Origin of the sequence: Clostridioides sp. ES-S-0010-02, assembly GCA_020641055.1 — a bacterium.
GTDB lineage: Bacteria > Bacillota > Clostridia > Peptostreptococcales > Peptostreptococcaceae > Clostridioides.
On sequence record CP067345.1, the window covers coordinates 161,923 to 185,514 of the forward strand.

24 protein-coding genes and 4 tRNA genes are annotated in these 23,592 nt (G+C 28.3%); 25 read left to right on the top strand and 3 right to left on the bottom strand.

Features of this window, described 5'->3' with window-relative positions; genetic code table 11:
• The first annotated feature begins 40 nt into the window (after nt 1–40).
• The 3 genes from JJC01_01135 to JJC01_01145 are packed head-to-tail and all read left to right on the top strand — an operon-like array spanning nt 41 to nt 2,857.
• Complete coding sequence (locus tag JJC01_01135; protein UDN58506.1) at nt 41–814, top strand: ParA family protein; 774 nt, start codon at nt 41–43, stop codon at nt 812–814.
• 1 nt (nt 815) lies between these two features.
• Nucleotides 816–1,682, top strand: a complete 867-nt coding sequence (locus tag JJC01_01140; protein ID UDN58507.1) for a ParB/RepB/Spo0J family partition protein — start codon at nt 816–818, stop codon at nt 1,680–1,682.
• Nucleotides 1,683–1,714: 32 nt separating this feature from the next.
• Nucleotides 1,715–2,857, top strand: a complete 1,143-nt coding sequence (locus JJC01_01145; protein ID UDN58508.1) for an aminotransferase class V-fold PLP-dependent enzyme — start codon at nt 1,715–1,717, stop codon at nt 2,855–2,857.
• A 78-nt stretch (nt 2,858–2,935) separates the two neighbouring features.
• Here the strand turns inward: JJC01_01145 and JJC01_01150 are convergent, their stop codons facing one another.
• Nucleotides 2,936–3,517, bottom strand: coding sequence for a GerMN domain-containing protein (locus JJC01_01150; GenBank protein ID UDN58509.1), 582 nt, complete (start codon nt 3,515–3,517; stop codon nt 2,936–2,938).
• Nucleotides 3,518–3,775: 258 nt separating this feature from the next.
• On the opposite strand from JJC01_01150, the gene JJC01_01155 reads away from it, so the two are divergent.
• From JJC01_01155 to JJC01_01245, 19 genes are all read left to right on the top strand, one after another.
• On the top strand, nt 3,776–5,068 hold the full coding sequence (locus JJC01_01155; GenBank protein ID UDN58510.1) for a tetratricopeptide repeat protein: 1,293 nt from the start codon (nt 3,776–3,778) through the stop codon (nt 5,066–5,068).
• 104 nt (nt 5,069–5,172) lie between these two features.
• A complete protein-coding gene (yedF, locus tag JJC01_01160) occupies nt 5,173–5,760 on the top strand; it encodes a sulfurtransferase-like selenium metabolism protein YedF (protein ID UDN58511.1) in 588 nt (195 codons plus the stop codon).
• 78 nt (nt 5,761–5,838) lie between these two features.
• Complete coding sequence (locus JJC01_01165) at nt 5,839–6,102, top strand: DUF3343 domain-containing protein (protein ID UDN58512.1); 264 nt, start codon at nt 5,839–5,841, stop codon at nt 6,100–6,102.
• A 14-nt stretch (nt 6,103–6,116) separates the two neighbouring features.
• Nucleotides 6,117–6,302: a DUF951 domain-containing protein gene (locus JJC01_01170; GenBank protein UDN58513.1), complete on the top strand. Its 186-nt coding sequence runs from the start codon at nt 6,117–6,119 to the stop codon at nt 6,300–6,302.
• 102 nt (nt 6,303–6,404) lie between these two features.
• Nucleotides 6,405–7,601 (top strand): PLP-dependent aminotransferase family protein, encoded by a 1,197-nt coding sequence (locus tag JJC01_01175; GenBank protein ID UDN58514.1) that lies wholly within the window; start codon nt 6,405–6,407, stop codon nt 7,599–7,601.
• A gap of 219 nt (nt 7,602–7,820) precedes the next feature.
• Entirely contained in the window at nt 7,821–8,099 is a 279-nt protein-coding gene (locus tag JJC01_01180) for a 30S ribosomal protein S6 (GenBank protein ID UDN58515.1), read from the top strand.
• A gap of 36 nt (nt 8,100–8,135) precedes the next feature.
• A complete protein-coding gene (gene ssb / locus JJC01_01185) occupies nt 8,136–8,570 on the top strand; it encodes a single-stranded DNA-binding protein (protein UDN58516.1) in 435 nt (144 codons plus the stop codon).
• 18 nt (nt 8,571–8,588) lie between these two features.
• Entirely contained in the window at nt 8,589–8,816 is a 228-nt protein-coding gene (locus JJC01_01190) for a 30S ribosomal protein S18 (protein UDN58517.1), read from the top strand.
• Between the two features lie 141 nt (nt 8,817–8,957).
• Entirely contained in the window at nt 8,958–9,278 is a 321-nt protein-coding gene (locus JJC01_01195) for a MazG-like family protein (protein ID UDN58518.1), read from the top strand.
• A gap of 7 nt (nt 9,279–9,285) precedes the next feature.
• Complete coding sequence (locus JJC01_01200) at nt 9,286–10,242, top strand: YybS family protein (GenBank protein UDN58519.1); 957 nt, start codon at nt 9,286–9,288, stop codon at nt 10,240–10,242.
• Nucleotides 10,243–10,252: 10 nt separating this feature from the next.
• On the top strand, nt 10,253–12,247 hold the full coding sequence (locus JJC01_01205; protein ID UDN58520.1) for a DHH family phosphoesterase: 1,995 nt from the start codon (nt 10,253–10,255) through the stop codon (nt 12,245–12,247).
• Nucleotides 12,248–12,697: a 50S ribosomal protein L9 gene (locus JJC01_01210; GenBank protein ID UDN58521.1), complete on the top strand. Its 450-nt coding sequence runs from the start codon at nt 12,248–12,250 to the stop codon at nt 12,695–12,697. It begins immediately after the preceding gene.
• 18 nt (nt 12,698–12,715) lie between these two features.
• On the top strand, nt 12,716–14,044 hold the full coding sequence (dnaB, locus tag JJC01_01215) for a replicative DNA helicase (protein ID UDN58522.1): 1,329 nt from the start codon (nt 12,716–12,718) through the stop codon (nt 14,042–14,044).
• 204 nt (nt 14,045–14,248) lie between these two features.
• A complete protein-coding gene (locus JJC01_01220) occupies nt 14,249–14,557 on the top strand; it encodes a hypothetical protein (GenBank protein UDN58523.1) in 309 nt (102 codons plus the stop codon).
• 81 nt (nt 14,558–14,638) lie between these two features.
• Complete coding sequence (locus tag JJC01_01225; GenBank protein ID UDN58524.1) at nt 14,639–15,928, top strand: adenylosuccinate synthase; 1,290 nt, start codon at nt 14,639–14,641, stop codon at nt 15,926–15,928.
• A gap of 308 nt (nt 15,929–16,236) precedes the next feature.
• Nucleotides 16,237–16,312: transfer RNA gene (locus JJC01_01230), tRNA-Lys, on the top strand.
• Between the two features lie 6 nt (nt 16,313–16,318).
• Nucleotides 16,319–16,393: transfer RNA gene (locus tag JJC01_01235), tRNA-Glu, on the top strand.
• Between the two features lie 4 nt (nt 16,394–16,397).
• Nucleotides 16,398–16,473, top strand: a tRNA-Val gene (locus tag JJC01_01240).
• A 26-nt stretch (nt 16,474–16,499) separates the two neighbouring features.
• Nucleotides 16,500–16,574, top strand: a tRNA-Thr gene (locus tag JJC01_01245).
• A 365-nt stretch (nt 16,575–16,939) separates the two neighbouring features.
• Here the strand turns inward: JJC01_01245 and JJC01_01250 are convergent.
• Both JJC01_01250 and JJC01_01255 read right to left on the bottom strand, forming a co-directional pair.
• Nucleotides 16,940–17,932, bottom strand: a complete 993-nt coding sequence (locus JJC01_01250) for an ATP-binding protein (GenBank protein UDN58525.1) — start codon at nt 17,930–17,932, stop codon at nt 16,940–16,942.
• Between the two features lie 8 nt (nt 17,933–17,940).
• Nucleotides 17,941–18,999, bottom strand: a complete 1,059-nt coding sequence (locus JJC01_01255; protein ID UDN58526.1) for a DnaD domain protein — start codon at nt 18,997–18,999, stop codon at nt 17,941–17,943.
• 124 nt (nt 19,000–19,123) lie between these two features.
• On the opposite strand from JJC01_01255, the gene JJC01_01260 reads away from it, so the two are divergent.
• The 3 genes from JJC01_01260 to JJC01_01270 all read left to right on the top strand — a co-directional run bounded on the left by JJC01_01260 (nt 19,124) and on the right by JJC01_01270 (nt 23,584).
• A complete protein-coding gene (locus JJC01_01260; protein ID UDN58527.1) occupies nt 19,124–20,587 on the top strand; it encodes a M1 family metallopeptidase in 1,464 nt (487 codons plus the stop codon).
• An 84-nt stretch (nt 20,588–20,671) separates the two neighbouring features.
• A complete protein-coding gene (locus JJC01_01265) occupies nt 20,672–21,469 on the top strand; it encodes an MBL fold metallo-hydrolase (protein UDN58528.1) in 798 nt (265 codons plus the stop codon).
• A 12-nt stretch (nt 21,470–21,481) separates the two neighbouring features.
• The gene (locus tag JJC01_01270; protein ID UDN58529.1) at nt 21,482–23,584 is read left to right on the top strand and encodes a PTS sugar transporter subunit IIC/EAL domain-containing protein; all 2,103 of its coding nucleotides are present in this window, start codon (nt 21,482–21,484) and stop codon (nt 23,582–23,584) included.
• The last annotated feature ends 8 nt before the right edge of the window (nt 23,585–23,592 follow it).

Genomic DNA, 23,592 nt, shown 5'->3' on the forward strand with positions numbered 1-23,592 from the left:
AATATTTAAAATTAATTTGATTCTTAAAGGGGGGAACATCATGGGCAAAGTTATAGCTATATTTAATCAAAAGGGCGGAGTCGGAAAAACTACAACAAATGTAAATTTAAGTGCCAGTTTAGGAACCTTAGGAAAAAAGATATTAGTATTAGATTTGGACCCTCAAGGAAATACAACTAGTGGATATGGTATTGATAAAAATGAAGTAGAAAATACAATCTATGAGATTATGTTAGATGGTTTGCATATTAAAGAAGCAATAATAAAAACAGAGTTTGAAAATGTAGATGTAGTTCCATCAGCTACGGAACTAGCAGGTGCAGAGATAGAGCTTGCATCTATAAATAATAGAGAGTATATTTTAAAAAATTCCATAAAAGTAGTAAAGGATGAATACGACTATATATTTTTGGATTGCCCACCTTCACTTGGAATGCTTACAATAAATTGTCTAACGGCTGTAGATAGTGTTTTAATTCCTATACAATGTGAATATTATGCCTTAGAAGGTGTAAGTCAATTAATGGAGACTATAAAATTAGTAAAATCAAGATTAAATACAGATATAGAAATTCAAGGTGTTGTTTTGAGTATGTTTGATGGAAGAGCCAATCTATCAATACAAGTTGTTGAAGAAGTTAAAAAGTACTTTAAAGGTAGTGTATACACTACTCTAATTCCAAGAAATGTAAGACTTGCAGAAGCTCCTAGTCATGGTAAACCAGCAATTTATTATGATAAAAGATGTAGGGGGTCTGTAGCTTATTTGGAACTAGCAGAAGAATTTATAGATTTAGAAGAGGAGGAGTGGTAGTATGGAGAATAAGTCTAAAAGAAGTAATAGATTGGGTCGAGGTCTTAGTGCATTGATACCAGAAATTAAAGGAGAAACTTCAGATAAAGAAATAGTTAATATAGATATAGACAAAATATATCCAAACGAAGTTCAGCCAAGAAAGCAATTTGATGAAGAAAAAATAAAAGTATTATCTGAGTCTATAAAAAATTATGGTGTACTACAACCAATAGTAGTTAAAAGAGATGAAAACAATAAGTACATGATAATAGCTGGTGAAAGAAGATTTAGAGCATCAAAACTTGCAAATAAAAGTCAAATACCTGCTATAATTAAAGATATAGAGATGAAAGACATAATGGAGATAGCTTTAATTGAAAACTTACAGAGAGAAGATTTAAATTCAATAGAAGAAGCACTAGCATATAAAAGTTTAATTGAGCATTATAATGTAACTCAAGAAGAAATATCAGAAGCTGTCGGTAAAAGTAGACCTCATATAACTAACACTTTGAGACTTTTAAATCTAGGACAAGATGTTATAGACATGATAGATAGTGGTAAAATCACAGCAGGTCATGGAAAGGCTCTATTAAGGATTGTAGATAAAAAATTACAACTACAAATTGCAAAAAAGATAGAAGAGGAAGAACTTTCTGTAAGAGAAGTTGAAAATATTGCAAAAAAAATATCTGAAAATAAAGAAGAAGATATGCCAAAGAAGTCTAAGCCTAAAGATGTATTTATTTTAGATGTAGAAGATAAACTTAGAAATATTTTTGGAACTAAAGTAAATATTTCCAAAGGTAAGAAAAAAGGTAAAATAGAGATAGAATACTATAATGATGATGATTTAAACAGTATTGTATCAATGCTTCTTGAATAACACACAAATATAAAATAGAGAGGACGATGAATATGATTTATCTAGACAATGCTGCAACTACATATCCAAAACCAGAAAGAGTTTATGATGCTGTTTTAGATTGTATGAAAAACTATTGTGCAAATCCAGGAAGAGCAGGGCATAAGCTTGCTATGCGAGCTGCTAGAGAAATTTATGATACAAGAGAAAATATAGCTAAGTTATTTAATGTAAGTAATCCTATGAATATAGTATTTACGTCTAATGCAACAGACTCTTTGAATTTAGCAATAAAAGGTGTATTACAAAAAGGAGATCATGTAATAACAACATCTATGGAACATAATTCAGTAATAAGACCTATAAAAGCTCTTGAGAAAAAAGGGGTTGAAAATACTGTAGTAAAATGTGATGATGAAGGTTTTTTAGATTATGAAGAGTTAGAAAAATCAATAAAGGATAACACTAAGCTGATTGTAACTACACATGCATCTAATGTATGTGGAACATTAATAGATATAAAAAAAGTTGGAGAAATAGCTAAGAAACATAATATAATATTCTTGGTAGATGCATCACAAACAGCAGGTGTTTATGATATAGATGTGAAGAAATGTAATATAGATATGTTGGCTATGCCAGGTCATAAATGCTTATTTGGACCTCAAGGAACAGGTATCTTATATGTAAGAGAAGGCCTAAATTTGAATATATTAAAAGAGGGTGGGACAGGTAGTAAATCAGAAGAAATGGTTCAACCAGAACTGTTCCCAGATAAATACGAGTCAGGAACTCATAATACTCCAGGTATAGCAGGGCTTAACCAAGGTGTATTATTTATATTTGAAAGAGGAATCAACAATATAAGACAACATGAAGAAGAATTATGTCAATATATGCTAAATAAGTTAGAAGAAGTATCAGATATAAAGATATATGGACCAAAAGACAGTAAAAAAAGAGCCTCAGTAATAGCTATAAATATAGGAAACATGGATTCTGGAGAGGTTACTTTCTTATTAGATAGTGAATATAATATAGCAACTAGATCAGGAATACATTGTTCTCCATTAGCTCATACTACTTTAGGTACGTTAAAACAAGGTGCGGTAAGATTCAGTATAGGATATTTTAATACGAAAGATGAGATAGATAAAGCAATAGATGCCTTGAAGAAAATTTCAAAAAATAAATAGTATAAATTACAACATAAAAATAGTGTCAACTTTATAGATAGTTGACACTATTTTTGTAGCTTAATATAATTTAAAAACTTACTTTAAATAATCTCCATCTTCAAGAACTATATGACCACTTTCATAGTTAGCGCCATCAACAGTAAGCTTTATTTGTTCAACATTCATGTTTTTTATGTAAGTACGTGCAACTGAATCAAGCATTAAAGTTTCTGCATCACTACCTAAGTTTGATTTTGTAAAATCAGAGTTAACATCTAATATACCAGTTTTTACACCATCAATATCTTTTGTAGTAAATGAATTTAGTTTTGCAGATTCTGGAATTACTTTAAGCTTTTGTAGCTCAGCAAATAAAGTGTTTTCATCAATTTTTTCTAAATCAACCTTATTCTCAATTAAATCTGTTTTGTCTACATCAAAAGAATAAATAACAGCAGACTCCGTCTTTTTTTCTTCCTTTGGAGCTGATGTAGACTTTTTATTAGGAACTTCTTTTTCATCATTATTTTCTTTATTGTTTTCTTCCTTTGGTTGCTCAACATTTGTATTATTTTTAGTTTCTTTTTTAGTTGCTTCATTTTGAGCATTGCTACATCCAACTGCCAATATAGATATAGATAATATACTTAACACTAACATTATTTTCTTGTTTTTCATAAAAATTACTCCTCTCAAGATACTATTCTTATATATAATTATAATCGTTATGACTGAATATATGAATACAAAATAGTAACAAATTTAAAAAATGATTTATTTAAGTTAATTAAATACAAAATAAACTAAATATTAGTCATTTTTATGGGAAATCATTTAATGTATAGAGAAAATATTGTAAAATAAAAGTAGTGTTTTTAAAATAAATATAAGTTATAATTATATTATAAAAAAATGTCTTCAAAAGGTGGGAATAGTATGGAAATTTTGAGCTTAGGAGAAAAGATTAAGAAATTAAGAAAAGAAAAAAATATGACATTAAAAGAGTTAGCTGGAGATAGAATAACAGCAGCACAAATAAGCCATATAGAGAGAGATAAATCTCATACTAGTTATGAACTGTTGGAATATCTAGGTGATAAGTTAGATGTAAGCGTGGAATATTTATTAGAAACAAAAGAAATGCAGTCAAAAAAGATAACAGATAATTTAATACTGCAAAGTGAAATTTATATAAAAGAGAATGAGTTAAACAAGGCTGAGGACCAAATAAAAGAAGTTTTAGATATATGTAAGAGATACGATTTAATGGAGAACTATGGCAGATGCAATTTTCTTATGGCTAACATTAACTTAAAAAAATCTAATTACAATAATGCTATAGAAAACTTTGAAAAGGCTTTATTTTTCTTTATAAAAAACAATGATAGTGAAAACATACTAAAGTGCTATTTAAACATAGGAAAGATATATATGCAAGAAGACTTTTATAAAGGTGCGATAAGTCACTTTAATTTTGCAGAGGAAATTTTGTCAGAGAATAAGTTTGAGGATATTAACGTATATAAGGAATTATATAGTAAGATGGCATATTGTTATATAAAATTAGATAATCCAAATATGTCATTAAAGTACATAGATAAAATAAATGAAATAGATAATAAAAATGATAGAAAAGAAGATGTCGATATTTTGGTGTTAAAAGCAAACAACATGCTTGAGATTGGAAAATATGAGGAATCAAAAGAGTATTTTAAAAAAGCACTAAAAATACTTGAAAATGAAGATAATAAAACTGGAATAGCAAATGTATACTTAACAATTTGTGATGTTTATAGAAAAATAGGTGAGACAGATAGAGTTCTTGAATATTCTCAAAAAGTGTACAACATAAAGAAAAATGATGAAGACGAATATATGATGTCAGGTTTATTCAAGATAATAGAAGCGTACATAGATAAAGAAGATTATGATTTAGCTAGAAAATATTGTAAAATAGCTTTAGCATCATCAATAAAAAATAAAAATAAGTTTAATGAGTATAAGGCATTAAAATTCTATTCTAATATGTATAAGAATCAAAATGAAATTACTCTTGCTATTGAGTATTTAATTAAATGTATAAAAATAGTATCAGACTTAGGTAATAATAAGATATTAGCAAACTTGTACATAGACTTAGGTCAATTATATTCAAGCATATCAAAAGAGAAAGAATTAGAGTACTACCAAAAGGGAGTATTTATGTATAAAAATTTAGAGATAATGTAAGTATAATAAACCTATAATAGTATAGAAACAATCTATAACAAGCAAGATAATATCTATGATAAAATATAAATTGTATGAATAATTTTAAGGAGATGAATCAAACAATGAGTATAAAAATAGATGCTAGAGGGCTTGCTTGTCCTAAACCAGTTATAAATACAAAAAAAGAATTAGATAATATAGAAGAAGGCATTGTAGTTACAACAGTTGACAATGAAACAGCAAAAGAAAATATATTAAAGCTTGCTAAATCTTTAAATTGTGAAGCAAGGATTGTTGATGAAAAAGAAAACTTAATTTCTATAGAAATTAAAAAAGGTAATAATGTTGTAGTTCAAAAAGAAGAAAGCGAACTAGAAGATACATGTGTATTTATATCTTCAGATAAGATGGGATTGGGAAATGATGAATTAGGACAAGTATTAATAAAAGGTTTTATATATACTTTAACAGAATCAAAGCCATATCCTAAACATATACTTTTAGTTAATGGAGGAGTAAAATTAAGTGCTGAAAATGAAGCAACTATAGAAAATCTTAAAATACTTGAAGATGCAGGGGTAGAAATTTTATCTTGTGGAACCTGTTTAGATTACTATAATTTAAAAGAAAAATTACAAGTTGGTTCAGTTACAAATATGTACACTATAGTTGAAACATTAAAAAATGCATCAAATACTATTTCTATATAATGTATGTTTGTTTAACAATATAAAGTTAATAGGAAATATTAAACTAAAGAAAAGTAGATAGTCAGAAAGGATTAAGCAATGAATCAAATGTATATAGTATCATTTAATTCTACACATCATGCAATAAGGTCAGAAAAGCTATTTGATGAAAATGGTTTAAAAGTAATGGCTCTTCCAACACCAAGAGAAATAACAGCAAGCTGTGGAATATCAATTAAATTTTCTTTTGAAGATATGAAAAAAATAAAGACAATTTTAGTTGAAAATAATGTAGATATAAAGGGAATTTACTGTATAAGTAAATTAGAGGATGGCTCAAGGGAAGCAAAGAAGTTAGATTAGGAGGCTAATTATTTATGCCAATGGATTTAAAAATAGGGGATATTGTTGAATTGAAAAAACAACATGCATGTGGATGTAAAGAGTTTGAAATCGTAAGAACTGGAATGGATATAAAGATAAAATGTACGAAATGTTCAAGGCTAATAATGCTTGATAGAGAGACATTAGAAAAGAGAGTAAAAAAGCTAATAAAAAAATGATATAAATTTAACATTTAAAAAATGTCAAATACCGTATATTAATATCCAAATTTTTGGTATAATAGAAATTGAAGAAAACATTTTCATGGGGGTGCTTTAATTATGGCAGTTAAATATGCAAAAAGAATGGAAGGTTTACAAGGATCTGAAATACGTGAGCTTTTAAAACTTACTCAACAACCACAAATAATATCTTTTGCGGGTGGAATGCCTGCTCCAGAATTATTTCCAGTTGAAGAAATGAAAAAAGTATCAGTTGCAGTGCTTGAAGAAAATGGAAGATCAGCTATGCAATATACTACAACAGAAGGATATGAACCATTAAGAGAAAAAATAGCAGCTAGAATGAATGACAAAAACAAAACTAATGTAGATAAAGATGATATATTAGTTACAAGTGGTTCTCAACAAGGTCTAGATTTTGCAGGAAAAGTATTTATTGATGAAGGTGATGTAATTTTATGTGAAAGCCCATCTTACATAGGAGCTATAAATGCATTTAAATCTTACCAACCTAAATTCATAGATGTTCCAACAGATTCTAATGGAATGATAATGGAAGAACTAGAAAAAATACTAGAAACAACTGATAGAATAAAAATGATTTATGTAATACCTGATTTCCAAAATCCAACAGGAAGAACTTGGCCACTTGAAAGACGTAAAAAATTCATGGAAATAGTAAATAAATATGAAATACCAGTAATAGAAGATAATCCATATGGAGATTTAAGATTTGAGGGAGAATCTTTACCATCTTTAAAATCAATGGATACAAAAGGATTAGTAATATTCTTAGGAACTTTCTCTAAAATATTCTGCCCAGGATACAGATTAGGATGGACTTGTGCTTCTCCAGAAATACTATCTAAATTTAACTTTGCAAAACAAGGTGCAGACTTACAAGCATCAACTATATCTCAAATGGAAGTAAGTAAATTTATGGATATGTATGACTTAGATGAACACGTTGATAAAATAAAAGCTGTTTATATCAAACGTAGAGATGTTATGCTTAAGACTATGGAAGAAGAATTCCCAGAAGGATTAGTATTTACTCATCCAGAAGGTGGATTATTTACATGGGTAGAGCTTCCAAGTAATTTAAATGCTAAAGAATTAATGCCAAAATGCTTAGAAAAGAATGTTGCTTATGTTGCTGGAGGAGGATTCTTCCCTAATGGTGGTAGAGAAAATACTTTCAGACTTAACTATTCAAATATGCCAGAAGAAAAAATAATAGAAGGTATCAAAAACATAGCATCAGTTTTAAAAGAAGCTATGGGTGTTGAAGCTTAATTAAAAATAATAACTTAAGATATATTATAAGGGATGGCAATAGCCATCCCTTGTTAATTTAAAAAATATATTTCACCTTATATTAAATATTAAAATTTGTCCAAAATTTAAATTGACATAAATAAGAAAAAATGATAAAATGTGTAGGTATGAGATTTTAGTCTCATTTCTCTGCTCTAAGAGTGTAGAGCCGTTAAGTCCAAAGGGAGGTGAATTATAGTGAGAAATTATGAATTAGTTTATGTAGTAAAGCCAAACTCTGATGAAGAAACAAGAGAAGCTGTACTAAACAAAGTTAAGGAAGTTGTTGCAACTGAAGGAGAAATAGTTAAAGTTGATACTTGGGGAACTAAAAAATTAGCTTATCCAATAGCTAAGTTTACAGAAGGTTTCTATGTGTTAGTTAACTTCAAATCAGCAGTAGACGTTCCTAAAGAAATAGACAGAAACTTAAAGATAAATGAAAACGTAATAAGACACATGATAGTTGTTGCTTAACAACTAGTTTTATTATAAAAAATAGGTGGTGTTTTTATGAATCAAGTTGTATTAGTGGGAAGGTTAACTAAAGACCCTGAATTAAGATACATCCCAGGTACAGGAACACCAGTGGCATCATTTACAATAGCCATTGATAGAGACTATGTAAAAAAAGATGGATCTAAAGAAACTGATTTTATACCTGTTGAAGTAATGGGTAAATCCGCTGAATTTTGTGCCAACTACATAACTAAAGGTAGATTAGTTGCACTTCAAGGATCGATAAGAGTAGACAATTATCAGACACAATCAGGCGAAAAAAGAACTTTTACAAAAGTAAGTACTAGATCGGTACAAGCTTTAGATAGCAAGAATAAATCGGAAAATTCATATAAAGAGAGTGCTCCAGCTTTTGAGCCAAGCTTTGAACCTCAAGGGTTAGACCCACAAGGTTTCCAAGCTATAGATGATGACGATATACCATTTTAAAAAGGAGGGAAAAAAGTCATGATGAATAAAAAAAGACGTAAGAAAAAAAGAGTTTGTCAATTTTGTGCTGACAAAAACGCTAAAATAGATTACAAAAGTACTCAGAGATTACAAAAGTATATAACTGAAAGAGGAAAGATATTACCAAGAAGAATATCTGGAACTTGTGCTAAGCATCAAAGAGAATTAACAGTTGCTATAAAAAGATCAAGAAATATAGCACTTTTACCATATACATTAGATTAAAAAATGAGCCTTGTGCTCATTTTTTATTATAGATATTTATATAAGTAAATGAGACGAGCTATAACGCTCGTTTTTTTGTTTATATACTTAAATATATTATTATTTATGATATAATATTATATATTAAGGAGGGTTGCAAACGTGAAAATAGATAAAGGTTCTGAGATAACAAGAAACATAAAGATAATAGAGTGGATGAAAACAGAAATATTAATGAGTGTAAGTGATTTGTTTAACTTATTATTTAAAGGGGTAAAACCTTTAGATGAGGCAATTCAAGATACTCTAGCAAATATAATAATGATAACATATCTCTTAGCAAAGAGATTAGGAATTAGTTTTAGAGACGTAGATTATAAAGTCAAGGAAAAAATAAAAATTGGTATAGAGGAAGACCATAGTGTTGAAAGATGGTATGGAGATTTATCTAACTTAAAAAAACATATGGATAATAGGGAGTGATATTAAATTGAATAATAAAATTAGACTATCTAAAGCCATGTCTATAATAGTTTTAGCTATAATAATTGCTTTAGTAATAGCCTATATTCCAATGCTAGGAATGTTTAGCATATTAGCAGCTGTCCCATATGTAATTATAGGTGCCATCACTGATAAAAAGTATTCTTTTTTATCTATTTTGATTACATTTTGTGTGCTAGTTTTATTTGCAGACATTTCGTATGCATTAAATATATGTATAATGTATTCTTTGCCAGGCATAGCAATAGGAAAGATGCTAAAGAGAAGTTTTGAGCAAGAAGATAGTAATAAATTTGAACCAATATATGGAGGAACAATAATATTTGTGCTTGCAATGGTTGTGTATTTCTTTGTATTGAAGACATTTTTAAATGTAAATTTATTAGATGAAGTTTCTAAAATGATAACAGAAATTGTAAATATTCAAAAAAATAGTTTTTCTGCAACTGAGCTTAAAGTATTTGATAAAATGAAGCCAGATGAAATTGTAAGTTATTTTACAAATATGCTACCAATGATGTTATTCTTACAAGGTTTATTATCAGCATTTGTAACATATTATTTAAGCGTATTCTTTATCAAAAGGATTACAAATTTGAATATAAGATTTCCTAAATTTGCTGACTTTTATTTACCAGGAAATGCTATAGTCACAACTTTTTTACTTTATTTATTAGTCTTATTTATTGAAATTATTGGCTCAAAATTATATACAGAATTAATAATGACTAATTTACAGCTAGTTTTTAACTTAATGTTTGTAATTCAAGGAATAGCAGTTTGTATTTATTATTTAAAGAAATGGATAAGACAAGGGCCAAATAAAATTATGTTTCTTTCAGGGATAATTTTATGTTTATTTGGATTTATGGGAATATCTTTTGTTGGTATGGTAGATAGTATAATTGACTTTAGAAAGGTGAGAAGTTATAAATCCACTTAGGAGGATAGAAATGAGTAATAAACAAACCTTTAAATTAAATATGCCAGAAATAAATTTATATATAATTATTATTGGTATTTCTAGTATAATTTTGCTTTATTACAACTTGTATGTAGGGTGTTTATTTTTCTGTATTTTTGCATATATGGTTTTTCACAATTGGAGAACAACTAATATTAGACGTCATGAATGGACAGAGTATATTCAAAATTTATCTTTAGATATAGATGAAACAACTAAGAAAGCTATAATAAATCTTCCAATACCACTATGTATTCTAGAATTTGATGGAAATATATCATGGTATAATGGAAAGTTTTATGATATGATTGGTCAAAAAGATTTACTTGATAAAAATATAGAAGATATAGTTAAAAATCTTAATTTAAGAAAAGTATTAAATGAAAATAAAGAGATGTACACTGAAATAAACTATAAGGATAGAGAATATACAATAGTTTATAATGTTATAAAAAATGATCAAGAAAAAAATCCTAAATATTTAATGATATTATACTGGATAGATAAGACAGAATATTTACAAGTAAAACAAGATTATGATGATGAAAAAGATGCAATGATGTTAATACAAGTAGATGGATATGATGAAGTATTAAAAAGTGCAGCAGAAGATAAGAGAGCTTTAATTAATGTTGAAGTAGAAAAAATACTTTCTGCTTTAGAATTAAATTCAAATGGTGCTTTGAGAAGGACTTCAAAAGATAAATTCTTCTTGGTAATGCATAAAAAAGAGTTAAAAAAATTGGAAGCTGAGAAGTTTTCTATTTTAGATACAATAAGACATATTGATTATGGAAATAATCTTCCTGTTACAATAAGTATAGGAATTGGTATAGATGGAGATACATTAAATGAGAACCTAAAACTTGCTACAGGTGCTCTTGATTTAGCACTTGGTAGAGGAGGAGACCAAGCTGTTGTAAAGACAAAAGATAAGTTTGTATTTTATGGTGGAAAGTCTAAGGCTGTAGAAAAGAAAACAAAAGTAAAATCTAGACTTATAGGTCATGCTCTGAGAGAGGTTATACAAGAAAGCGATCATGTTTATATAATGGGTCATAAATATCCTGACATGGACGCTATGGGAGCCGCAGTTGGGGTTTATGATATATGTAAATCTTGCAATAAGACAGCAAATATAGTTTTACAATCTGTAAATGAATCTATAGAGATATTTATAAACAAAATAAATGAAAGTAATTATTATAAGAAGTTGTTTATTGGAAAAGAGGAGGCTATTGATAACTGTACTAAAAATACACTAGTTGTTGTAGTTGATACTCATAGACCTAATTATACTGAATGTGAAGAACTCTTAAAGTTATCAGAGAAGGTAGTAGTAATAGACCATCATAGAAGAGGTGTAGAGTTTATAAATGATGCAGTGCTTTTATTCCATGAAATATATGTATCTTCAACATGTGAAATGGTTACAGAATTAGTTCAGTATATGGATGAAGAGGTAACAATCAATAAACTTACAGCTGAAGGTCTTTTAGCAGGAATAAGCTTAGATACTAAAAACTTTGCATTTAAAACAGGTGTGAGGACATTTGAAGCTGCTTCTTACCTTAGAAAAGTTGGAGCAGATACAATAGAAGTCAAGAAGTTTTTCAATTCTGATGTAAAAGATTTTATAATAAAGGCTGAAATAATTCAAAGTACAAAGATAATTAATAATAGAATATGTCTAGCATATTCAAGTACAGAAATAGATAGTATAAACGTCATAATAGCTCAAACTGCTGATGAGCTATTAAATATAAAAGAAGTAGAAGCCTCCTTTGTATTAGGAGAAAAAGATGATACTATATTTATAAGTGCAAGGTCTTTGGGGCAAATAAATGTACATGTACTTATGGAAAAATTAGGAGGCGGGGGACATATAGATATAGCTGGTGCACAGTTAAAAAATGTTTCTCTAAAAGAAGCTTACAAGATAGTAAATAAAATAATAGAGGAGTATTTAGAGGAGGAAGAATAGATGAAAGTTATATTATTAAAAGATGTAAAAGGAACTGGTAAAAAGGGGGAAATGAAAGAAGTAAGTGATGGATATGCAAGAAATTTCTTATTTCCTAAGAAAATGGCTGTGCAAGCAGATAGTGTAGCAATCAAGGAATTAAATGAAAAGAATAAATCTAAAGAAATAAAAGCTCAAAAAGAATATGAAGAAGCTGTTTTACTAGGAAAACAAATGGAAGAAATTAATATAGAAATATATTCAAAATCAGGTGAAGGTGGAAGATTATTTGGTTCAATAACAGCCAAAGAGATAGCTGAGCAATTGAAGAAACAAAAAGATATAGATGTAGACAAAAGAAAGATTTTATTAGATGAACCAATAAGAACTTTAGGTTCAACATTTGTAGAAATAAAAATACATCAAAAAGTAACTACTAAAATAAGAGTAGATGTAAAAGAAAAACAGTAATAACTAGAGGTGATAAAGATGGAAGACATGACGAGAATTCCTCCTCACAGTGTAGAATCAGAGCAGTCAATATTAGGTTCTATACTGCTAGACAAAGATGCTATAATAACAGTTACAGAAACTATAAGGCCTGGTGACTTCTATAAAGAGGCTCACAAAATAATATATGAATGTATGATAACTTTAAGCAATAAAGGTGAGCCTATAGACTTAATAACATTGACAGAAGAGCTAAGAAAACAAGGGCATCTTAATGATATTGGAGGAATCAGTTATATTACAAGTCTTTCTACAATAGTGCCAACAACTTCAAATGTAAAATACTATGCTGATATAGTAAAAGAAAAGTCTGTACTTAGAAAGCTTATAAAAGCATCTAATGAAATAATAAATCTAGGATATAGTGGAGCAACGAAAATTGAAGATGTTTTGGAACAAGCTGAAAAGAGAATATTTGATATATCACAGGAAAAAACTAGTGACGATTTTAAATCTATAAACTTAGTTTTGATGGATGCCTATGATATGATAGAAAAATTATATACAAATAAAAGCGATGTAACTGGTATAACTACTGGTTTTAAAGATTTAAATAAAAAAATAAATGGTCTTCAAAGAACAGATTTAATATTAGTTGCGGCAAGACCTGCAATGGGTAAAACGGCCTTTTCTTTAAATTTAGTACAAAATGCAGCTTTAAAAGGAGATGCTTCTGTAGCTGTGTTTAGTTTAGAGATGTCAAAAGAACAGTTAGTACAACGTATGCTATCTTCGCAATCTAGTGTAGAATTGAAAAAGATAAAGACTGGAACACTTAATGATAATGATTGGCCTAGGATTATAGATGCAATGGCAGTACTGTCAGATGCAAAAATACACATAGATGATACTCCTGGAATAAAAATATCAGAATTAAGGTCAAAGTGCAGAAAGTTAAAGATAGAAAAAGGTCTAGATTTAGTGCTTATAGATTATCTTCAACTTATGGAAGGTGAAGGTAATAATGAAAGTAGACAACAAGAAATATCTAAAATATCAAGGTCATTAAAAGTATTAGCAAAAGAATTAAATTGTCCTGTAGTAGCATTATCTCAGTTATCACGTGCCCCAGAGCAAAGAGCAGACCATAGACCTATGTTATCTGATTTAAGAGAATCTGGAGCAATTGAGCAGGATGCAGATATAGTTATGTTTTTGTATAGAGATGAATACTATCATGCTGATTCTGAGAGTAAAAATATAGGAGAAATAATAATAGCAAAAAATAGACATGGTGAAACTGGTTCTGTGGAACTAGTTTGGCTTGGTGAGGTTCAAAGATTTGGGGATAAGTTGAGAGACCTATAATTTAACTAATATCCACAGAACATCCTTTCTTTCTACAGGAAAAATGTGGATACATGTCACTAAATATGTCTAAACCTTGAAATTTAGCTAAAAAATTATCCACACTATCCACAGATAGCCTGTTGATAAGTGTGAATAAGTAGATAAAGCAAGCTTTTAGCTTGCTTTATCTGTGTATAAGTATTAATTATCAGGAGGAATAATATGGAAAAAATAAGCTTAAAATGTATATATCCCAATATAATTAAAGTACTTGATGAAATAAACTTATTTAGGATAGTTGATAATAATTTAAAAGAATCAATTGTTGTTTATGCTAGTATTGTGGACAATCAATATCATATAAACATGACTAATACAAACTTTGGAAATATAATTAATGTATGTAAATTAGAAAAACTTTTAGACGTGGACAAGTTTATAGAAAAAGTTATAAAAAATAGCACAGAAATTAAAAAAATAGATGACTTTTCAAAAATAGAAGAGTATCTGTTAAATATTGGAGAACATTAAAAAAGTTGAAAAAAATACGAATATTTGATAGAATAAATAAGTAAAGCGTTCGAGAGTATATAAAATATAGAGGTGAATTACATGAAAACAGTTGCAATTGTTGGTTCTCAATGGGGAGATGAAGGTAAAGGTAAAGTTATCGATTATCTTGCTACTCAAGCAGATGTAGTAGTAAGAGGACAAGGTGGAAATAATGCAGGTCATACATTAGTTGTTGAAGGTAAAAAATATGCATTACACTTAATTCCATCTGGAGTTTTAAATCCAAAGACAGTGAACATAATCGGAAATGGAATAGTATTTGACCCTAAAGGATTCTTAGAAGAATTAGAAATGTTTAAAGCAGATAATATAAATACAGAAAACATAAAAATTAGCGATAGAGCTCATGTTATATTCCCATACCATAAAGAGCTAGATGCATTATCAGAAGAAGCTAGAGGCGATTTAAAGATAGGTACGACAAAAAAAGGTATTGGACCTTGCTATATGGATAAGACAGAGAGATCTGGAATCAGAATATGTGATTTAATGGATAAAGATAAATTTGCCATAAAATTAAAGGCTCAGATAGAAGCTAAAAACAAATTAGTTAGAAACATATATGGAAAAGAAGAATTATTTGATTTTGAAGCTATATATAATGAATATATTGGGTACGCAGAACAAATAAAAAAATATGTAGCAGATACATCAGTTATTGTATATGACGCGGTAAAAGCAGGTAAAAAAGTGTTATTTGAAGGAGCGCAAGGTACTTTATTAGACTTAGACTTAGGAACTTATCCATTTGTTACATCTTCTCATCCAATATCTGGAGGATTTGCTATTGGTGCAGGTATAGGACCAAATATGATAAAGGATGTTGTTGGTATAGTAAAAGCTTATACTACAAGAGTTGGAGAAGGTCCATTTGTTACAGAACAAATAAATGAAACTGGTGATAAGATAAGAGAACAAGGGCATGAATTTGGAGTAACTACTGGTAGACCAAGAAGATGCGGGTGGTTTGATGCTGTTATAGTAAAATATGCAGCTAGAGTTAATGGATTAACTAGTATTTCATTTATGTTATTAGATGTGTTAACTGGATTTGACAAAATTAAAGTTTGTACATCTTATAAAATGGACGATAAAATAATAACAGATTTCCCAGCTTCTTTAGATGATTTAGCAAAATGTGAACCTATATATGAAGAATTAGATGGATGGAATGAAGATATAACTCAAGTAGACAATTTTGATGACCTTCCAGAAAATGCAAAGAAATATATTGCTAAAATAGAAGAGTTGATTGGAGTAAGTGTAGATATGGTTTCTGTTGGGCCTAATAGAGCTCAAACTATAATAAGAAAAAACATATTTGCTTAGTATCTTAAGTAAGTGATTTAAATTATAAATGATTAAAAAAAAGAGTATCTCAAGATAATATTTACAATTATTAGAGATGCTCTTTTATATTGAGTTAAAATTATTTATGTATATTTTAATAAAATTAAGGTCGAATTTATACCCTTGAATTAGATGTCTTATTTAGATGATTTTGTTGAAAATCAATGATTCAGGATTATTTTAATTATGTACTAAAAAAAATAAAAAAAACTGTTGACTAAAAGTTATACAGCAGTTATAATATAACTTGTGAGTGAAAGAAACGACGAAAAAAGTCGAAAAAATGTGGTCTATTAGCTCAGTCGGTAGAGCACCTGACTTTTAATCAGGGTGTCCCGCGTTCGAGTCGCGGATAGATCACCAAATCATGGCTCGTTGGTCAAGAGGTTAAGACACCGCCCTTTCACGGCGGTAACAGGGGTTCAATTCCCCTACGAGTCACCAATATGGGACTATAGCTCAGCTGGGAGAGCACCTGCCTTACAAGCAGGGGGTCACAGGTTCGAGCCCTGTTAGTCCCACCAGTTTTTAGATGAAAAATACTATATATGCTGGTGTGGCTCAACGGTAGAGCAGCTGACTTGTAATCAGCAGGTTGTAGGTTCGATTCCTATCACCAGCTCCACAAAATACATACATGTAAATTAATATAATTTTCTATGTTACAGGATACTTTTAGGTATCTTTTTTTTAATTGCGTCAAAAATTAATTATAATTAAATTTTTAAATATTATACAATATCATATATTTAGAAACAGAGTCTATAAATGTACTATAATAAATTTAAATAATGCAATATATTAAGAATGATATTAATATATATAAAATTACAAACTAGATAAATGATTAGTATATTAAAAGGTATATTAGGAATATAATTAGAAAAACTGAATGGATAATGTGATTATATAGTATAAGTTTTAAACAGAGAAGCAAGTATGTTCTTACCTCTCTATTTAAAAATAAAAAAATGTTTTTTAAGGGCTACTTTATTTAAATCTCTCCCATCTCAAATCATCTCCAGTAAATTCTAAAATTCTAAACTTATCTAAAATCCTAGATAGAATTCTTTGAGTATAAGTATTTCCTATTTGAGATGGTGTTAAGTTGGTTGATATAATAATCTTTTTACCAGCAACAAGTCTTGTGTTTACAATATTGAAAATTTCTCCACTAGTAAAAGAATTATTAAGTTCAGTACCAAGGTCATCTATTATTAATAAATCACAATCAAACAAGTTTTTATAATTTTCTTCACTTATTTGATTGTTTGGGTCTCTTCTAAATTTATAGTCTTCAAGAATATCTAAAATTCTAAAAGATGTTTGATAAATTACAACATTACCTTTGTCTAACAATTCTTTTGCAATACAGTTACACATATATGTTTTACCTAGTCCAGTAGAACCATAAAACAATAAGTTTTCACTATTATCTACCTTAAAGTCATGAACAAAATTTTCGCAGATACTTAGATTATTTAACATATTTTCTCTTGGAGATATTTCTCCATCAGGACTCTTCTTAGGAGAAAATATATTCAAGTTAAAATTCGAAAAATTTTCCTGACTTAAAATTCTATCTAAATTAGACATTTTATAAGCCTCATTTACAATTTCTTGTTTTAGACAAGAACATTTTTCACCATTAGGTAAAAATCCTTTGTCTTTACAAGAGTCACATTGAAACTTTATTTCTAAGTAATCAAGAGATATGCTGTTTTTAACTAAAAGTTCTTCTTTTCTCAATTTTAAAGATTCTATAGTTTTCTTAGACTCATTTACAATTTCATCTTTAGATTTAGGATTTAAAAGAACTGTTTTAGCTAAGTTAAGACCTATTTTAGAAATATCATCATCTATAGATTTTATCTCAGGAATTCTATTATAGACCTCATTTTTTCTATGTTCCAATAGTAGCTCATTTTTATCTCTTTTATTGGCATATTTAGCCAGTATTTTTCTTATTTTATCTTCATTCATTTAATCACCTACTTAAACTTTTCTTTTTGACTTTTTTTAATAATTTCATCGAGTTCATCAGATGTATATTGAGTAAATGTTTCGTTGAAATTATGAAACTTAGTTTTCTTGTAAGTATTGTTGTTTTGAGTAGTATTAATCTGCTTCTTATTAATATTCTCCTTAACTATACGTTCTTCCTCTTTTTGCTTTAAATCATTTAAATTTTTTATATTTTTTTCGTGCCAATTTTTAATTATTCCATTTATATAAGATATACTTGGGTTTGGTATATTCTTAGATTTAGAACATGCATTTACTATTAAGTCCATATCCATGTCAAATTTATCAAACCAAGCATCCATGAGTTCTTTTTCTGATTTCGTTGCTTGTCTTGAAAATCCCAATTCATTGAAAATAGTTTTATATAAAATATATCGTTCACTTCTAATCAAGAAGCTGTCTTCAACATCTTTTGGGGTATATAAATTTGAATCATACCAGTTTCTAATAATGCCTTCGATGTATTTAACTGGTTTAGATGTACCAGTTTTATCTTTAACATATTCATAAGCACAAAGTATCATATCAGGGCCCATGTTGTATTTATTCATTATATCCATAATACTTATTTTTTCACTTGGGTCAAGATATCGACCAACTATTTTATTTATAGAATTGAACATCTTTCTAATACTTGGATTTTCAGAAGTAGATACAACTTTATCTGTATTAGATTTTACAGATGAATTATTACCTAATATATTTTCGATATAGAAATTTTTTAAATCTAAAAATTCTATTGAATAATTAAAATTATCATATTCTCCATTATCATGTATTTTTATAATCTTTTTTTCTTCCCAGAATTTCCAAGCAGATAGTACATCAGACAAAGGTATATTTAGGTTCTTGGCTATTGAGCTATTGTCAAACTTAGGATTAGAAGTAATATCACAAGCCTGTCTATAGCCTAAAAGATAAACTTTTACGTATAACCCGTCCGCCATTGGCATAAATATATCTATAAAGATATTGGGAATAGTGATTTCACCTAAATCTATTTCATTGCTTTCTTTGAAAAACATTTTATCACCTCAGATTAAATTATATCATTTTTTGTATTACATTTGGTTGTAAACAAATAAAAGGTCATAAGATTAGCATGTAAATATTTTCTAAAAGTATTCATTTTAAAAAGGAGGAGATATTTTGGTTATAAAATTCAACCAAAAAGTAAGAAGAACATTATCAGTAGCAATTTTATTTATGGTACTAATAATAGGTTGCTTCATAGAAAAGGATGACAGTTTAGAAACGTACAAAGAAAAATCTAATTCAAAGATAAATCAATATAATATGGATGTTATATTTGATGATGAAACTAAGAGGTTAATGTGCAATCAGAGTGTTGAGTACATAAATAAGACAAAATCAAACATGGATAAAATATATTTCCATATATATCCGAATGCTTTTTCTAAAAAAGAATTTGCTCCTTTTGAAAAAGATGAGATGACAAGAGCTTATCCTAATGGATTCAATGAAGGATATATAGATATAAAAAACATACTAAATAATAGCAGTAAAATGGAATATAAAATCAAAGGAGATAAAAATGATATACTAGAAATAGAATTGGGGAAAGAGTTAAAGCCAAATGAAAAGATATCTCTGGATATAAAATATAACGTAAAAATACCAAACTCAGTGGGAAGATTTGGATATGGAGAAAACACTATAAATATTACTAATTGGTTTCCTATAGCTTGTGTTAATGATGAAAGAGGATGGAATCTAAAGAGTTATGAAACTATTGGGGACCCATTTTATAGTGAAACTAGTGATTTTCATGTGAAACTATTGATTCCAAATAAGTATAAGATTGCTCATACAGGTAAACTTGTTAATGACAAACATGATAACAAGAAAATGTTGTATGAGATAGAAGCTGAAAACGTTAGGGATTTTGCATTTATATTAAGTAGTAAATTTGATGTAAATAAAGTTGATTCAAAAGGTGTAGCTATTAGTACATACAATTTAAATAAGAAACTTTCTAGCAGAGCAACAGAGATTGCAAAAGATTCAATAAATATATTTAGTGAGTTGTTTGGCAAATACCCATATAAAGAATATTCTGTTGTAGCAAGTGATTTCTTTATAGGTGGAATGGAATATCCAATGCTTGTTATGATAGACCAAAGCTTATATAATGAAAAAAATGAGTTTTTACTTGAGTATGTTATAGCACATGAAACAGCACATCAATGGTGGTATTCTGCTGTTGGAAATGATGAAATAAGTGAACCTTGGTTAGACGAAGCACTTACTGAATATTCTACAATAGTTTATTTTGAACAAAAATATGGAAAAGAAATGGCAAATAAACTTATAAAAACTATGCAAATACAAACAAAGAGTTATTTGAGTGAAAACATATTTAAACCATCAAATGAGTATAAAAATTCTACTGAATACAGTTTAAATGTTTATACAAAAGGAGCAACAGCTTTTAATGAAGTAAGAAAAGAAGTTGGAGATAAGGTATTCTTTGAAACACTAAATGAATATTACAATAAATACAAACATAAAAATGCCAATGGAAGAGCTTTTGTAGAGTTATGGAACAGTAAAGGGGTAGATATAAATAAGATTATAAGTGAATACAAGTAAATTTCGTACAGAGTATTAAATTTTATTTAATACTCTGTTTTTTTGGTATAATATAATTTATAAGGCAGAAAAAGAGGTGAAATAATGCTAAAGTATTGTTCAGTGGGAAGTGGTAGTAGTGGAAATTGCCACTATATAGGATATAAAAATACTAATATACTGGTAGATGCAGGATTAAGTGGAAAGAGAATAACTACAGGTCTTAAAGACATTGGAGTAGATTCAGATAAATTAAAAGGGATATTTATAACTCATGAGCATATTGACCATATAAAAGGGGCAGGTATATTGTCAAGAAAGTTTGACATACCAGTGTTTGCTAATATAAAGACATGGTGTTCTATGAAAGACAAGCTTGGTGATATTAAGGACAAAAATATGAAGGTCTTTGAAAATGATAAAACTTATTCATTAGGAGATGTTATAGTAAGACCTTTTTCAATAGAACATGATGCAGCTGACCCAGTTGGATATAATTTCTATACAGAAAACGATGAAAAAATGTCTATAGCTACTGATATAGGATGTATAACTGAAAATATAAAAAAACATCTATATAAATCTAAATTAGTGGTATTAGAATCAAATTATGACCCTAATATGCTTATGATGGGTTCATATACATATGCTTTAAAGAAAAGAGTAATGTCAGATACAGGACATTTATCTAATGAAGATGCAGCAAATTTCTGTGTTGAACTTATTGATAAAGGTACAGAATCTATATTGTTAGCACATTTAAGTAAAGAAAATAATTTTCCAGAATTGGCATATGAAACTTCAAAGGGAGTATTAGCATCAAACGATATAGTAGTTGGGCAAGATGTAAAACTAGATGTATTATCACGCAATGATGTTTCTAATGTTTATAAGATGAAGTAGAGGTGAATAACTTTGCTAAAAAGAAATTTCGAAAATGTTGAGGATAATAAAATCTTATATTCTATAAAGCAAGGGATGATTTTAGCAATACCTGCTATTATGACTGGTTCAATTGCACTTGTTATTTTGAATCTTCCAATAAAAATTTATCAAGAATATATAGCAAGTTTATTTAATGGTGAGATTTTAAATATGCTTACATTTATAAATGATTCTACCTTAGGAATTATCTCATTAATAATATTGTTGACAATAAGTTATAGCTATGGAAAAATCTATGGGAGCAAGTATACAGTACTTGTTCCTATAGTTGCAATGTGCTCTTTTTTAGTATTTTCACATGGTAGTGAAATAGATTCTTATGTGGAGATATTTAAAACAAAGTGGTTGTTTACAGCTATTATTGTTTCCATAACGTCTTCTATGTTATTTGTAAAGCTCACAGAGTCTTTTATAACAAGTGTAAAGTTTCATACAGAGGGGGCTGATGCTGATTTTAATATGGTGGTTTCAGCTATAATTCCATTTATAACTGTAGTATTTTTATTTTCTATTTTGCGTGTAATAGTAATAAATCTAATTGGAAGTTCAAATTTTCAAGATATATTTTATAATTTATTTTCAAATATATTTAATAGTATGGGAAGAAACCTTATGAGTGCTTTGCTATTTATATTTCTAATGCATTTTATGTGGTTCTTTGGTATTCATGGAAGTAATGTACTTGACACAGTTGCAAAAAATTTATTTGAAAATGGGATGGCAATTAACATAAATTTAGTTAATAATAATCAATTACCAACAGAAATTTTTACTAAGACTTTTTTTGATACAATGGTTTTATTTGGTGGATGTGGAGCTTTGTTGTGTTTAGTAATTGCCATTTTTCTTAGTGAGAAACGTATAAATGTAAGAAAGCTGGCTAAAATTGCTTCAATACCAGCTCTTTTTAATATAAATGAGATGCTAGTTTTTGGGATTCCAATTGTTTTTAACTACATCATGTTTATACCATTTATAATTACACCTATGATTCTAACAATTACAAGTTATGTAGCTATGTCTACAGGTATTGTACCTTGTACAGTTTCTGCAGTAGAATGGACATCACCTATATTTTTAAGTGGATATATGGCTACAGATTCAATAAGAGGAAGTTTGTTGCAATTGTTTAATTTGTGTGTAGGAGTTATGATTTATATTCCATTTATAAAGATGTCACAAAATAGATATATTTACATGTTTAAAAATAATATAGAAAATTTAACAAATTTAGTAAAAAAATGCGAATTAACAGGAGAACAACCAAATATTTTAAATCATAGTGGAAAAATAGGTTCAATATCAAAAATGCTAGCATCAGATTTAAAGTTTGCTATGAAAAAAGAAGATATAGAGATTTTTTATCAACCACAAGTTAATTATGATGGGAATATTGTAGGAGCAGAGGGGTTACTTAGGTGGAGGCATTCAATAGGTGGATTTATTTATCCGCCACTTGTTATACTTTTAGCTAAAGAAGAAGGTTTTTTAGATGAACTTGGAGAGTATATTATTAATAAAGCATGTGTTGATTTAAAGAAAAGTGAAAACTTATTAATAAATCCTATTAAATTTTCTGTAAATATATCTCCAGACCAACTTAATGCTCCTAATTTACCAGAGCAAATAAAAAATATAATTGAGAATAATAATATCAACCCTAATATGCTTGGTATAGAAATCACAGAGCAGGTTGCATTGTCAGGTTCTCAGATAATTATAGATCGAATAAATGCAATACATGATTTGGGTATAAAGCTTATTATGGATGATTTTGGAATGGGACACAGTTCCCTTGTATACCTCCAAAATAATAATTTTGATATAGTTAAGTTAGATGGTTCACTTGTTAAAGAGATACTTACAAACAAAAGAAGTAGTGAAATCATAATGTCTATTGTAAATCTTTCAAAAAACCTAGATTTTGATATAATCGTGGAGTATGTTGAAAATTTAAATCAGAGAGATAAGTTGTATGACTTAGGATGTGAAATATATCAAGGATATTATTATAGTAAAGCTATACCTTTTGAGGAGTTTATAGATTATGCAAATCGAGAACTTGCTAAATAGTCTTACTA

Coding starts and splice junctions, on each gene's coding strand:
- JJC01_01265 (UDN58528.1), top strand. CDS start 20,672: ATGCTAAAGTATTGTTCAGTGGGAAGTGGTAGTAGTGGAAATTGCCAC.
- JJC01_01135 (UDN58506.1), top strand. CDS start 41: ATGGGCAAAGTTATAGCTATATTTAATCAAAAGGGCGGAGTCGGAAAA.
- JJC01_01150 (UDN58509.1), bottom strand. CDS start 3,517: ATGAAAAACAAGAAAATAATGTTAGTGTTAAGTATATTATCTATATCT.
- JJC01_01140 (UDN58507.1), top strand. CDS start 816: ATGGAGAATAAGTCTAAAAGAAGTAATAGATTGGGTCGAGGTCTTAGT.
- JJC01_01220 (UDN58523.1), top strand. CDS start 14,249: ATGGAAAAAATAAGCTTAAAATGTATATATCCCAATATAATTAAAGTA.
- dnaB (UDN58522.1), top strand. CDS start 12,716: ATGGAAGACATGACGAGAATTCCTCCTCACAGTGTAGAATCAGAGCAG.
- JJC01_01210 (UDN58521.1), top strand. CDS start 12,248: ATGAAAGTTATATTATTAAAAGATGTAAAAGGAACTGGTAAAAAGGGG.
- JJC01_01225 (UDN58524.1), top strand. CDS start 14,639: ATGAAAACAGTTGCAATTGTTGGTTCTCAATGGGGAGATGAAGGTAAA.
- JJC01_01255 (UDN58526.1), bottom strand. CDS start 18,999: ATGTTTTTCAAAGAAAGCAATGAAATAGATTTAGGTGAAATCACTATT.
- ssb (UDN58516.1), top strand. CDS start 8,136: ATGAATCAAGTTGTATTAGTGGGAAGGTTAACTAAAGACCCTGAATTA.
- JJC01_01170 (UDN58513.1), top strand. CDS start 6,117: ATGCCAATGGATTTAAAAATAGGGGATATTGTTGAATTGAAAAAACAA.
- yedF (UDN58511.1), top strand. CDS start 5,173: ATGAGTATAAAAATAGATGCTAGAGGGCTTGCTTGTCCTAAACCAGTT.
- JJC01_01205 (UDN58520.1), top strand. CDS start 10,253: ATGAGTAATAAACAAACCTTTAAATTAAATATGCCAGAAATAAATTTA.
- JJC01_01250 (UDN58525.1), bottom strand. CDS start 17,932: ATGAATGAAGATAAAATAAGAAAAATACTGGCTAAATATGCCAATAAA.
- JJC01_01165 (UDN58512.1), top strand. CDS start 5,839: ATGAATCAAATGTATATAGTATCATTTAATTCTACACATCATGCAATA.
- JJC01_01190 (UDN58517.1), top strand. CDS start 8,589: ATGATGAATAAAAAAAGACGTAAGAAAAAAAGAGTTTGTCAATTTTGT.
- JJC01_01145 (UDN58508.1), top strand. CDS start 1,715: ATGATTTATCTAGACAATGCTGCAACTACATATCCAAAACCAGAAAGA.
- JJC01_01155 (UDN58510.1), top strand. CDS start 3,776: ATGGAAATTTTGAGCTTAGGAGAAAAGATTAAGAAATTAAGAAAAGAA.
- JJC01_01175 (UDN58514.1), top strand. CDS start 6,405: ATGGCAGTTAAATATGCAAAAAGAATGGAAGGTTTACAAGGATCTGAA.